Genomic DNA, 14023 nt, shown 5'->3' with positions numbered 1-14023 from the left:
AAGAAATTGTTACATGATTGAAATCTTATTTTCATCTGGCATTAATCATTCAAGAATATAATAAAAGTCGACCCCCTTTTAAATATAAACTTAGACCCTCAGCCCGTTGCTGAGGGTCTCTTTTTACTATTAAACTAAAGGGTAGCATAGTTGAAGGGCGTCAAGTTAAGTCATGTCATTTAGCAGGTGGAAATCCTGTTTGGAAAGACTCTAGCCAAGTCATTAATAGCGAGTCTTGGAGCGGTAAGGGTAATCTTACGGTTTAAGCGTAGACAGTCAGCTAGTAGGCCGTGTAATTGAGCCTCGAAAGAACTGCAAAGATGGGAAGGTCGACAAATTTTCAACTTTGGAAGACCACAAGACAAACAGCGTAAATGGCGAGTTGTTTGCCTCTTCCCCGGGGGCAGAGAACAGGGCATGCTAGACAATGATGACAATGGTCGTCTTTTAGGGTATTAAAAAGCGGTAGTCTAAGACTTTATTTTCATTTAACATCATCTGAATACGTTTTGACCTTTTGACCTTTTGTTGCTATAAAAATACACCCCTTAGAATTCATCGGATTAACCAAGGGGTTTTTCCAATGTCTATTCTAAGGGGGGCACTTCACAGCGCGCAGTTGCCAAAGCGGGGGGATTTTCGTCTATGTAACGCTATAATGCTTAGTGCAGCGAAAGCATGGCCGCCATGTCCTCTTGTGCATCGCCGATCAGCTTCAGTCCGAATTTCTCGACGAGTACGTTCATGACACCTTCGTTAATAAACTCCGGTGCCTTCGGGCCAATACGGATATCTTGGATTCCGAGGCTGAACAAGCCTAACAGAATGGCGACGGCCTTCTGCTCGAACCACGACAGCACGATGCTCACCGGCAGTTCGTTGACACTGCAGCCAAAGGCGTCGGATAGCGCCAGCGCGATTTTGACCGTGGAGCCGGAGTTGTTACACTGGCCCAAATCGATGTACCGTGGGATACCGGTGCCGGCAACCGTGCCGTAATCCACATCATTAAAGCGGAACTTGCCGCAGGACGTCGTCAAGATAACCGTATCATTCGGAAGCGATGTCGCCAGCTCGCGGTAATACTCGCCGTCCTTGCCTGGAGCATCGCAGCCGGCGATGACGAAGAAACGCTTGATAAGGCCGTCTTTGACCGCTTGAATGATTTCCGGCGCAAGACCGATGACTGTTTCGTGGTGGTAGCCGGTGGTCAGCACCTGCTCGGAGTCAATATTCGCCTCCGGCAGCTCGAGTGCCCGCTCGATCAGTGGAGAGAAGTTCTCGCCGCCGATTTTCGTGACGTTCTCAAGCCCGGCTACCTCATAGGAGAAGAAGCGATCCGCATACGTGCCCTTAATCGGCATAACGCAGTTTGTCGTCGCGAGTATCGCTCCCGGGAACTGCTCGAACAGCCGGCGTTGGTCATACCAGGCTTTCCCGATGTTTCCTTTTAAGTGTGTATATTGCTTCAGCTTCGGATACCCGTGGGCCGGAAGCATTTCGGAGTGGGTATAGATATTGATGCCTTTGCCTTGAGTCTGCTTCAGCAACTCTTCTAGTGCATACAGGTTGTGCCCCGTAACGACGATGCATTTGCCCTCGATCTTATTCTGCGGTACCGTAACCGGCCGCGGAATACCAAAGTGCGTCGTATGCGCACGGTCGAGCACATCCATTATTCGCACTGCGGCATTGCCGACCTTCATGGCCATATCCAGGTGCTCCTGCAGATTGAAATTTGAGTTTGTCAGTGTCAGATAAAGTGCTTCGTGCGTAATTTTATCCACTTCCGGGTCGGTATATCCAAGTTGTCTAGCGTGCGTCGCATAAGCGGCAATTCCCTTCAATGCAAAAATGATCGTATCCTGCAAGCTGGCGATCGTCTCGTCTTTTCCGCATACCCCGATAACCTTGCAGCCGCCGTTCGGCGTTTGTTCGCATTGGTAACAAAACATGATACATCCTCCATCCGGTGATTTGCTATTTTCTCTTACACCGATTAGCTTATCAGAAACGGGAGGAAGCTTATGTGACGGAAGTCACACCACACTCAATATTTGGGAAATCTTATGAGCAAAGTAAATTTTCCAACAAAAAGAAACCTCCGTTCTTCTCTTATGAGAATGCGAGTGGGTTTCTTATGACTGGTACACCTCTTACATCCGGCTCCCCTCCCTACTCAGTTATCAGGACTGGCAAGGTAACTGTGCTACTTCTCTGAGCATAATCACCATACTCTTTAGCCTCTTCTCGGTTTTAAGGCTGTAGGCAATAAAGGGTAGTTCTTTTCATAATCCCATTCTTTTGCAATATGAGGATACAATTCGAGCAATGATCCAGGTATTTGCGTTGTCATCTTCTCATATATTCTGCAATCAACAAATCGTACTCGACTCTTTACTTTCATTCTAATGGAATGATTTAGACAAAATGTCCACCACACATATACCTCGCTGCGGGGAAATAAGTATTGGGGATTTAAGCCAATGTTCTTTTCGTAATCCCTAAAGTTAAACATAAAGGGTTCCACATATTAGTCATGTGTAATATGATGAGCCCTTTGTTTTATCTGATATTCTTAAATTTTGCTCTTGATAAACTGAGAAAATAAAGTTCTAGACTAGGCAGCGACGTTAAGCTAACGGGCTGAATAGCGTGGGAATGTCATCGATTCAAATTCCCATTTTCCTTCCAACTATCATACGCCACCGAAAAAACTCTTCCCAAACTTTGTACTTCATCTTGCACCTCCTTATGCACCTCAATATTCATTTTCCTATCCACCAATTCAATGATCAACTAACACCCGGACGAAATATATTGATCTGAATAATTAATTGAGTAAGTAAGAGGAGGTGGAAAAGTATGTCTGAATATTCGCATACCGGGTCATTTAATTTCCCAACATCAGGTACAAAACCATTATTTATAGTCCCTAAAGTGGACGGAACATTAGCAATATCTAACAACAGTAGCAAACCCTTCGTATTGCTCTTAAATAACACAGTGACTATTACTGTAATGCCTTATGGTATTGCTAGAATTGGCAGTTTGGCGGGCGGGTTCACCACAAAAGTCGCGATTAGAACTAAAGGACCAAGTAGCGGGTCTTACATCTTTCAACAAAGCTGAATCGAATCAATTAGGATAATGAAGATCGGCTACTTTAAATTTGCCCTTATCAGGGGCTTTTTTCACTTTCAGTCGCTCTCCCATGTTCCTCCGTATTCATTTTGTTCCATCCAGTTATATACAGGAAAACGGTTGTTTTGCCACGTATATTTGTCCAAACCTTTCCTATGAATCTATCATAGAATATATCATTCCAAAAGAAAGGGTGATAGATTTGGCAAACACAGACGTAAGGCTCCAACTTTTCTCTGGCAATAATTTTACAAATCGGCGGATTGTTCTTAGACGTGGAGGTGTAGCAGTTCGAGATTTGGGAGCATTTCGTTTTGATAACATTCTTTCCAGTTTCCGTCTAAGAAATGTTTCAACCACTGATTCTGTGACACTAGTTTTGTTTTCACGAATTAACTTCCAGGGATCCATTCGCATATTTCGTGGAAGCCAAAACGTGTCGAATTTAGGTAATTTCAATAATCTAACTTCTTCCTTAATTTTAGTAGGACGCAACCTTACAAATTCCCAAATTCAACAGATCCAAAGTACCGGTAGACCTCCTCGTGATATTTTAGTTATCAGACAATAACAGATAGGTGAAAAATGGCGCAGGCATGTGCCTTTTTTTCATTTTGATACCTTCATATTAAATTCTTCATACAAACTATCAAACTGATCTAAGGCAAGCCAATTTACTTTTTCCACCTTTGGCTCAGAAATGTATTTTGATTGAGTTTGCAGAAGAGAAGGCAATGTATGGGCCGGATTCAAATAAGTAAACACCCCTTCGATTGAACTAACGCAGAACGATAACTCAATAAAATGAAGGGAGTCGATCACTTGTTGATCGACTCGAAGTTTCGTTAGTGTCGCCAGATGAAATGGTACAACGGTATCAATAGGGAACGGGCGATTAAGTTTTGCTTATTTCCCGATTATACGGGACGGCGTCATGTATCAAAAAAATGAGCAGTATACTGGAACGAAGTTCAGCGAAGAGAAGGGGCAGTCGATCACTTTTTGATCGTCTGCCTTTGGTATTGTAGAACATTTTACATGTGAACGGATGCTTAAAGGAAACATTAAATCCCCGCAGATCATTGCCCGCCGGGATTTGTTTGAACCTATTAATCACTGTTTAATCTCCCTCACTAATTTTTTATCTAGCATTATCTCGTACACTTGCGCAAAATAGTTGAGGGCCCACTCACTTTCGCCATCTCCATGCGGAATTAGCGTGAACATGTACTCGACTTGGTTCTTGATCTCTTCCGCTTTGAGTTTGCGGATATCAATCGGCGGCCTAGCGAAGGCGTTGTACAGATACGTTACGTCATTGATGACGTTGTCCCATGATTTGCCCCACTCCGCTAGGTAATTATCAGGATCTTCGTGATCACTCCCCCCTAGTTCATAAGTTACTCGTTTATGAGACCATAAAGTAACGGAAGAAACACCAAGTTCACGTTTAAACAGCAAATATGCGAGAAGCCATACGTAGCGATTGTACGACTCATTAAACCTAGCGAGCGCTTTCGGTGTTCCGTCATTTTTAACTTGGCATAGTTCTACATGAAGGAACCGAGGATTTGCTTGTGGACCCGCTCCGTATGACTTGTATTCAGTGCTTGCTGTCTGCATGATCATGTTCCAGTCAACGAAGAAGTGAACGAAAGCGTTCTGATAATTCTGAGCCATCCAAGCCCGCTCGCTCGGAGCACCAACTGTCTGATAATTAGCTGTGGCGTGCGCGACTACACCCTCGTATGCAGCGACACCGTTTCGAAATGGAGTCTGCGGTAGGTCTGGTACTAAATTTACCGTTATGTTGTACATTTTATATGTCACTACCTTTCATTTTTGATAAAATAGTATATTCATAGATTCACTAGAATGTTTGGACATACTTTTGGGTCAACAATCTAAGATTTGTAAAATTGGCAGTACTGGGTACAAAATTGACAGACAGGATTTTTCAATATGTTCAAAATGGAATTGTTGAAAGAAGCTTAAAAGATCAAATTTAGAAATTATTAATCTAACGGAGAACGATAGCACCATGACAACAGGCTGCCAGTATTATTGGCAGCCTGTACAGGTAACGTCCAGTTTAACGTAACAAATTATTACCAGAGATCCGTCTAATAAAGTGGGTAGGAAAATGACTTTTTTTACCAGGAGGAGTGAAAATATTGAAAAAGTTAGTTTTAGGCGTAGCCTTAACACTTGCCGTATGTGTATTTAGTGGTTGTAGTGCTTCGTCTGAAGCTGAAAAGGGGAATTACATTATTGCAAAGGAAGAGCAAAGAATCTTAGTGGCGAAGCAAATTTCTAAGAAGGATGCAGAAAGTAAGACCTTTGCTACCTTAAAAAAGAGTAATATCGAATTAGTCTATTATATTGTAGAAGATTCCCAACTCTACAACGAGCTTAGGGTAGGCGAAAAAGTTAATGTAACTCCTAAAACAAATGACAAAGGCGAATATATTGTAATGCAATCCGATCCCCCTCAAATTGTAGCTGGTGAGATAGAAAGACAAAAGGATTGATTAGGTTATTATGAACGAGAACCATTATAATAATCGTATCGTCGTTAAGCTAACGCAGAACGATAGCTCAATAAAATACCAAATCAGGCTACCGCAGATGTATTCTCGGTAGCCTGTTCCGCTAAACGGGCAGATTTGTTCAACTCTCCTACTTAATTTTTTGTTATAATAAAGGCAATAAGGACACCCAATGGAGGGAAGAAAATCCGTTGCGTTTCATATTGAATTGCGCCTACTCCTGGTTTTTCTAGAAAGTCGTTAAATAAAATCTAATTTTATTATAGAGGGAAGTCCAATGAATCAATATAAAGGAATCGAGATAATTGACCCAATCGAAAGATCAATACAACATGAACTCACGAAATCTCTTTGGCAGAAACTATGTGAAATGAGAATAAAAATAGGGGATAAAGGGAGAATTAATGGGATTTTTATCTCAAAATCATATGAACAAGCAAAGGCGTTAAAGGCAAGTTTCCATGATTGGGATGTAAGTATTCATAAACAAGAAGAGAATTCAACGCAAACAATTCAAATTACAACTCCAATAAGCAGATTGAGTGTTGAAGCATTGGTAGAACTAACCGATGTATTCTTGATAGCCGCAGCTGAGACAGTCACAAAATTCGATGGGCTTGAATTTGATGTTAATGAAATAAAGAGGTTAAATACCCCTTGGTGGAAATTCTGGTGAGCTGTAAAGAAAAGTGAATCGGTTTGGATCGCAGTTAAACTCTAACTGATAACTATAGTTTAATACAACACCAGTGAAGGCAGCCGACATCAAGCGGCTGCCTTTTCCCCGCTATCGGGCAGTAGAGCGTGGTAATGCCAACTTTTCCCGGGGCTGCTCTCCATGCTGCTCTATTAAAAGGGGGTATCTTCGACCAAAGCGTTCTTTGCAACACTGGCGGAGTTGGCCTTCCCGGCGGTAGGTGTCTGCATGAACTGGTTTGTATTCGGGCAAAAGCTAACCATCGGCCAGCTCTCTGGATTTATCCTTATTTGGCTTACCCTCTGGGTAATGAGCCGACATCAGAACAAGTCAGCGGTATAAACTAAAATGGACTGTCCTGAAAGTAGAATTGATCTGCTTTCAAGACAGCCTTTTTGATTGCTTAGCATTGACACACATGAGCGAAAAGCAACTTTTAACGAATTAAATGAATTGATAATTTCATACGTCGCTAACGTTATTCTTAAAGGAATTTATGAGTGAAAATCGTATTTCAACAATTGCTGTAAGTTTATTCTGTAGCACATTTGAATCGACAAGGATGACAATCGCTATAGGACATACACTAGGCCGCATTCACCACAGGTGATTCTATTTAAGGGAAAAGAATATTTTAATGTCGATTTATGGAAGGTAAATCCATTGTTTTTGTCGTATAGGTAAAACGAAGAATAATCTACGGGAGGCGTTTAATTGATTTGATTGATTTCAACAGAAGATTTGGTGTTTTACTTGGGGAGTTGCAACAACGAGCTCAGTTGTTTCTATCACCTACGCAGCTACTAAACATGAAGATCCAATATAATTAAGAAGAGGAGTATCAAATGAAACATTTAAGAATTAAGCATTATTTTCTCTTAGCTATGATTAGCATCAGCGTTTATTTTTCCATTGGATGCCAAGTAATTACTGCAGAAGAAAACAAAGCTCAACCTGTATTATTTCAGAGCGATGATTTTGAACTCGAATGGAGATTAACAGCTTCAGAGCTAGGTGTAAAGCTTGATTATCAGTATCAAGGTTTCTATCAAGAAAATCTTGGCCAATTTAGTATACCTCTCACAACCAAGACAGGGCAGACCTATATCGTCGGTCATGCGTTTACGGATAATGCTACAAACTGCATAATTGCTTTAAATCAAAAGGGTGATAGAAATTGGTACTACTGTCCACCAACAAATGGAATTTGGATGGGAAGACACATAAAAATGGACTTGGAAGGTAATTTATATTTTTTGACTCAAACCAATGAAGATGATGTGTATCTTGTAAACTCCTTAGACACAAATGGTCAGATACGGTGGAGCAAATCTTTGTTGCTTCCCGGTTCAACAGGATTTTGGATAAACGGTAATTCCGATCTCTTGCTTTATTCGGATTCTGATATTGTAACGCTAAGTTCAGAAACAGGTGAAATAATAAGAGAGAGTGGTCATCAAAAGTCTATTCGCTCATCTGATTACACATATCGTAATGGGTTATTGGTAAGTCATGAGTTAAGTGAGGATAGAACTTCAACGCTAGTTGCATATGATGATGAAGGTAAAGAAATTTTCCGTGTATTATCACCGGTAACAGGCTTCGTAGATTCTATTCAAATATTAAATAATCAAAACGTGTTTCTTGCGTGGAGAACTAATAACACCAATAACTCACAGACATTTAACGCGCTTTTCAATTCGAATGGTGGGCTAGTTTGGAAAAGGGCTTTAGATTGGAATTCATTTTCCCCATACTATTTTACGGATGGAATAGATATCTATAGTGGTTCTGAGAATGAGCATTTTTATCGTATTAATGGCAGTAATGGTGAGGAATCCGTAATAAAGATGCCATATACAAGTTCGTTAAACTGGAAAGGATATTTTTACATAGGTAAAAACAAAAGCATTAATAATCCTGGCTCATATTTAGAAAGTCAATTTGGTGACAATCTTTCTAAGAATGAAGACTCCTTCTTGTATAAGCTAGGTAATGAAAGTGTAGTTTTGGATAATTCGCTCCAATCACAGGGAATACTGAATTTTGATAATCCGAGTATTTATAGTAATTCATTAGCAAAATACTTAGAGACAACTTGTCATATAGATCCTCAACAAGTACGAATTAGTATTATCTCATTTCACTATGGGGAGATCTACCTTTACGTTCGGGATAACAATGGAGATTTGACAAAAACAGAGTTAATAAAATTACATTTACGTTATTTTGATTCTCTCGGTCATTGGGCTGAAAATTCTATGAGGCGCCTGATAAATGAGAAAATACTTACTGGGTATGAAGACGGTTCTCTTCAACCGGATTCGTTAGTAACGCGTGAACAATATGTAACAATGCTCATTAAAGCTTTGCATGAGAGTACAAGTGCAACACAAGGAATTTTTAAGGATGTTTCAAAAACGCGTTGGTCAAACCCATACATTCAGAAAGCGTATGAACTTGGTATTTTAGATTTAAATAATGGCTACTTTAAGCCGGATGAATATTTATCAAGGCTAGATATGGCTATTTTAGCAGCAAAAGCACTGCATCTTGAGGCAAAATCAACATTAGATCAGTTTAAAGATCTTAAAGAGGTCCCAAAAGAACAGCAAAAATGGGTAGATGCTGCCGCGGAGTTAAAATTCATTTCAGGATTTGAGGACAATACATTTAGACCAAGAGGTACAGCTACTCGTGCGCAGGTCTCAGTTGTAATAGAAAAAATACTGAATTTTAAGATGAAAGATACTAAAATCGCGCAAGAATATGATGATGACTATAAAAAGCCTAATGTTTTTGCAAGTGATAATGATAGTTTCATAGGATCTATTAGAGACTCAGTTGATACTGATTACTATAAATGGATAAACAATAGCAATGAAGATAAAAAAGTATATATTTATTTAAATGAGATTGGTGATACACATTCGCGTTTGCAATTATTTGTTGGAATTGGATCTAATACTGGTCGAACAGGTAATTACGCACAACTATATTATCATACGGCACGCCAAGGTTATGAAGTAACCGTAGCACCAGGAGCGATATTAACAGCTACTGTTAAAATGCAACGAGAAGCGGAACTAAGTACAAATGAAAAGTATCAAATAGAAATCACGAATCAACCGCCTAATTGAATTTATTGATAAAAAAGAGTGGAACGGACCGTCATGACTGACAGCTGTTCCACTTTATTGTCTTGTACATGCTAGTTTTTATATAGTCGGTGATTAGTAGATCTCATGAGGTCACACATAACTGATACAAGGGAGCTTCTATTTATTAGAAATGACAGCATAATAATTAATTTAACTCATCTTAGCCGGCCGGAGTATCGAAAGGAGATCCTTGAGAAGGCGGATGGCAATTTGTACTAAGTGTTGATGCTCGTGCGAGTGAAAAAATAACCGCAGAAGTTTTAGTGAATTGCTGAGTCTTATCCAGATGCAAACAAAGAAAATCCCCTATTACGCTAACGAGGAACAATAGTTGAATCTTAAACGAGAACGATAGCTTAATAAACATGAAAGAAAGGCAAACGGTCACCCTGCCTTTTCCACATTAACGGGAAAACGCAAAAGAATGTTGTGAAATAATATGTAAAATTACAGAGTGATGAGGTTATTTATTATTTCAGCAATCTTGGACCGGCTGTAGATGTCACTTCTAGTACTATAAATAATTAGTACTGCCACCAAATACCAATCATTGATAAGCTAGTATAAAAAGGTAGTGAGCATAGTGGTCGGTGCTGTAATTGAATTATTTTTTTAAAAAATAAGTTTGGTTCTGATAGGTGGTCTGGTTCTTACCATTATTGTTATTTTGTTTTGTTTGGTAATTTCCTCCATTATTAAGGACAAATAAAAATGATTAATTTATAGCATTTGTGAGGCTTTCTCAACTAACGGAAAACGATAGCCTAGGACAACGGGCTAACAAACTTAAAGTGTTTTAGAAGGGACGAGAAAAAAATTAGAAAAAAATTTTCCACTGAAAAAGCAGAGTGGTCAGATACAAGAGAAAAACAGTATCGACAGGATTGTTTAGATATTGTATTTCAGTTCGGTGATACCCTGAAAAATATAGATGATAAAGTGTTTTTAATAAGGAACGATAAACAAATCGAGATATTGAAACCAAATAAACAAAAAACATTCTGGTATGAAACTTGGTTAAATATAAAGGATTTCTACGGAGTATAAGCAATTATTGCTGCATGTACTGCTTCGCTAACGAGGAACAATAGTTCAATAAATTAACAGGCTGACATGGTAGCCTGTTTTTGTGTACGTACGTCGGATGAACCAATAAGGGGTAGTAGCAGCTACGGAGAATTACCCGTAGAGATACCTTCTCTTGTCCACAGTTATAATGCTTAAACCTGGTTTCTCGGTTTTTTTTTCGACATAATCCATCCAGAATTAATTGAGACCAAAGACTTTTGCCACATTTTACAAATATATCTATAATAATGGTATTGCGCAAGGAATAGGTTAGTTACATTTCTGTAAACCTCCGTTCCGATCGATCGGTGACCATGGTTTTCATGAATTCATTTATTTACTCATGGCCGGACCGTCGTCAAGGGAGACGTCCCGCTCGCACGAGGTCGGCCTTCAAAGGAGGCGGCCGTAGTGAATACGATCTGGGCCATTCGAACAGGAATTCGGGATTTCTTTGAGACCATATACGGAATTTGCCAAGCATGGATTGTGAAATATCCCTTTATTAAAACGGCGTATACGATTTTTTCTTGGTTGTCGCTAATCATGTTTGTTTTAAGCTTGTTGTTCGTTAAAGGCTCGCGTACCATGTTGGTTCAATATTTATGGTCGTTTTATGTGCTGCTGCAATTTTGGTTTCTGTGCCGAAGCAAAACCATGCCGTGGAAGCAGATCGTTCTGTTCGTTCTGGCAGGCGTTTTTATTGTCGTACCGTTCACGACGCTTATGGTCAATGCTCTCCACGCGTTTTTCGGCGGAAAAACGTCCGACACTTGGTCCATTGCCGTTATCACACCAATTTTCGAAGAATTGTGGAAGCTCCTTCCGCTCTTCCTATTCCTGTTGTTCTCGCGTCGAGCTTCCGCCTTAAGTTTAAGCGATTACACGCTCATCGGTGCGGCGACCGGCGTCGGCTTTCAACTGATGGAGGAGCTTTCCCGAAGGTGGTTGAATTCCGGTATTCTTGCGAAAAAGTTTGGCTATAGCTTTACGATGTTAGGCGGCGAAACGATCCATTGGGACTTTTTCTCACTGTTTCCCGGGCGTTTCGAAGAAAGTTTGTTTCCGTCGCTAATGACCGTCGGTCATCCTGTACATACCGCTATGATCGCACTTGCGTGCGGAATTGCCTATCGGCTGCGGTCAAGACTGACGAATTGGGTTTTTCTGTTCCCGGCAATCATTTTTCTTTGGTCCATCCTGGATCACGCGGCTTATAACGGCCAACACAAGCTACCGGGTTGGGTGTTTCGGCTTAGTGACTGGACCGGCAGTGGTTATAAAACTCAGCCGGCATTCCTGCTGATGCTGGCCGCATCGCTCATTGCAGATTACTGGTCGCTGAATAAAGTGCGTCAACGTCTTCCAAGGCTGCCGAACGAGCCGGTTCTCAATCCGTTCTCTGAGCTGTGGAACATGATATCCGCCCTTTTCCTGGATCGGGGGAAATTCGGTTATTGGCTTGGCTTCTACCGAGGACGGCTGGAGCTTGGATTTAATTTGCTTTATGGAAATGAGGAAGCAGCCGGCAGACAGGAGCATGTCCGGGAACGGATGAAGGTTCTTTACCGGGTGCTTACCGGACTTGCTGCGGTTTTGCTTGTTGCTGCTCTGTTCGCAGGTATGGATGCCTACTACTCGGGCGGCGATGGAACGGCTTGCTTTGCCTGTATGTTCGATTCCTTGCAAAATTGGTGGGATCGGCTGGAATGGTACGAGCAAGGTGCGATCGTGCTAGGCGCCCTTGCGCTATCGTTGCTGTTTGTCGGGTTCTGGCCGGCTGTCGGAATTGCGTTGACTGCGTCAGGAATCGCCGGCAGCGGACATGAGATTGCTGGCTATATCCGCAATCCCAAGAAGCTGTTGACGCCCGAAAATGCGCTCGCAATGGCTACTGGTATTATACTAAGCCGAATTCCATTCGGCAGAGCACTCGGATGGCTGGGGAAGAAAGGGCGCCGCTACGTGCGCAAGCTCCTCGACAAGCTGGGCTCCCGGAAGCCGGATGTTGACGTGCCGGGTAAACCTCCGAAAAACGACGGCAGAGGTCCCGACAATCATCGGGATGATCCGCAGAAGCCGGATGACGATACGCCGAATAAGGATAATGTCGATGAGGGGACGGGAGATCTTAGAACCGAAGAGGTTATTGCTCCACAGAGTGGGAAAGCAATTAAGGTTTATACAGATGGGGATACGATAATACCAGTTGATAAAATTGAAAAATATTTGCGAGGTAAGGTCAACGTTAATATTCAAGAAGTGACAAACGAACTTCGAGAATTAAAGAAATTAAAACAGACCCAAAGAAAAGTATTTGATGCAGACCCTCATAACGCCGAACAAATAAAAAGACTTGAAAAAATGAAACATAATTTTGACCGTTCGGATGATATGAGACAAAAACTCGAGTCGGTAGGACTTAGTGATACAATAGAGAATAACCAGTCCATTGCCAAACATTTATTAGAAGTGGGTAAACAGATAAGACCTGAAAATACGTTGGATTTCCCAAGTGTACTAGAAGGTCCTAATGGAAAACTCAAGGTACTAACAACATGGAAGATGGTTGATGGACAGCCATATTTATCAACTATAAAGTTAATCCCAACAACAATTTAGCTATGGTGGTGTATGATGGAAAACAATAAGCAAATAGAAAAAGCCGCAGCCTTGGACAGAATTGTTAATTATGAGACGCATATTTCCAGTATGAATAATGACCAATTAATTGCGATTCTAAACAGTTTAGAGAATTTTGAAGAAGTCGCTGCTGCTTTAACAGAACTATCAATAAAGGATAAGGAAAAAGCAGTACCTTTCTGCGCTAAGATATTGGAAGAAAACTTGGGGGATGAGTTTCTCCAAGCAGTTGCATTTAATTTGCTGTATGAATGTGACCATGAAAAAGCTATGGAGATAGTTAACAAAAATGTATTAAGTGCTCCTGCGGCATTATTAGGGGCAATAATGGACAGCTTATCCTCTGATAGTTTACAACCATTTGGACAGTCACTTTCATCAGGGTTGCTAAATTCAATTGTAGAAAGATATTTAGAATTGAGTGATGCTGACAAGAAACGTATTCTTGAGAATTTTGAGTGGTTTGAGGAATCCTATGAGAACAAACTTTTGTAATAATGTTTTAATAGTAAACACAAGAATCGTATAATCTGTTTTAACTAAACGGTAAACGAGAGTTTAATTAAAAGGAGAAGTTTGCCTCGGCAGCTGCTCCTTTTTTTGATTAAGCTAAACGTGCAGGATAGTTGAATCAATTCCACGAATAATTCAGAAATTGAAAGTGGTCAAGCTTCGACTAATTGGGTCCGCCCAACTTAAGAGGAACGGCTTATGTCCAATTAATCACTATTTAACGAACATATTTTATACCGTAGTGACAA

Annotated in this window: 8 protein-coding genes; 6 read left to right on the top strand and 2 right to left on the bottom strand. The window is 40.8% G+C overall.

Translation table 11 applies throughout. From position 1 onward, the window contains the following. Positions 1-662: 662 nt before the first annotated feature. The gene (hcp, locus tag GC098_RS38340; protein WP_171649577.1) at positions 663-1955 is read right to left on the bottom strand and encodes a hydroxylamine reductase; all 1293 of its coding nucleotides are present in this window, start codon (positions 1953-1955) and stop codon (positions 663-665) included. A gap of 910 nt (positions 1956-2865) precedes the next feature. Between hcp and GC098_RS38335 the strand changes: the two genes are divergently transcribed. Then, entirely contained in the window at positions 2866-3132 is a 267-nt protein-coding gene (locus GC098_RS38335) for a hypothetical protein (RefSeq protein WP_171649576.1), read from the top strand. Between the two features lie 1125 nt (positions 3133-4257). Here the strand turns inward: GC098_RS38335 and GC098_RS38330 are convergent. Next, positions 4258-4962, bottom strand: coding sequence for a peptidoglycan recognition protein family protein (locus GC098_RS38330; RefSeq protein WP_171649575.1), 705 nt, complete (start codon positions 4960-4962; stop codon positions 4258-4260). Between the two features lie 356 nt (positions 4963-5318). On the opposite strand from GC098_RS38330, the gene GC098_RS38325 reads away from it, so the two are divergent. The 5 genes from GC098_RS38325 (at position 5319) to GC098_RS38305 (ending at position 13757) form a co-directional block, all read left to right on the top strand. Next, positions 5319-5675: a DUF3221 domain-containing protein gene (locus GC098_RS38325; RefSeq protein ID WP_171649574.1), complete on the top strand. Its 357-nt coding sequence runs from the start codon at positions 5319-5321 to the stop codon at positions 5673-5675. A gap of 295 nt (positions 5676-5970) precedes the next feature. Beyond that, positions 5971-6369 (top strand): hypothetical protein, encoded by a 399-nt coding sequence (locus GC098_RS38320; protein WP_171649573.1) that lies wholly within the window; start codon positions 5971-5973, stop codon positions 6367-6369. Between the two features lie 866 nt (positions 6370-7235). Beyond that, entirely contained in the window at positions 7236-9530 is a 2295-nt protein-coding gene (locus GC098_RS38315; RefSeq protein WP_171649572.1) for an S-layer homology domain-containing protein, read from the top strand. Between the two features lie 1500 nt (positions 9531-11030). Next, positions 11031-13241, top strand: coding sequence for a PrsW family glutamic-type intramembrane protease (locus tag GC098_RS38310; RefSeq protein WP_312880615.1), 2211 nt, complete (start codon positions 11031-11033; stop codon positions 13239-13241). A 15-nt stretch (positions 13242-13256) separates the two neighbouring features. Next, complete coding sequence (locus GC098_RS38305; RefSeq protein WP_171649571.1) at positions 13257-13757, top strand: hypothetical protein; 501 nt, start codon at positions 13257-13259, stop codon at positions 13755-13757. Positions 13758-14023: the final 266 nt, after the last annotated feature.

The sequence above is a fragment of the Paenibacillus phytorum genome (genome assembly GCF_013141715.1).
In the GTDB taxonomy this organism is placed as follows: domain Bacteria; phylum Bacillota; class Bacilli; order Paenibacillales; family NBRC-103111; genus Paenibacillus_E; species Paenibacillus_E phytorum.
The sequence above is the reverse complement of the archived record's forward strand: the minus strand, read 5'-3'. Positions and strand labels throughout refer to the sequence as shown.

Bases quoted from the DNA above. Each gene is read 5' to 3' on its own strand.
- hcp (WP_171649577.1), bottom strand. From the start codon at position 1,955: ATGTTTTGTTACCAATGCGAACAAACGCCGAACGGCGGCTGCAAGGTT.
- GC098_RS38335 (WP_171649576.1), top strand. From the start codon at position 2,866: ATGTCTGAATATTCGCATACCGGGTCATTTAATTTCCCAACATCAGGT.
- GC098_RS38330 (WP_171649575.1), bottom strand. From the start codon at position 4,962: ATGTACAACATAACGGTAAATTTAGTACCAGACCTACCGCAGACTCCA.
- GC098_RS38320 (WP_171649573.1), top strand. From the start codon at position 5,971: ATGAATCAATATAAAGGAATCGAGATAATTGACCCAATCGAAAGATCA.
- GC098_RS38315 (WP_171649572.1), top strand. From the start codon at position 7,236: ATGAAACATTTAAGAATTAAGCATTATTTTCTCTTAGCTATGATTAGC.
- GC098_RS38305 (WP_171649571.1), top strand. From the start codon at position 13,257: ATGGAAAACAATAAGCAAATAGAAAAAGCCGCAGCCTTGGACAGAATT.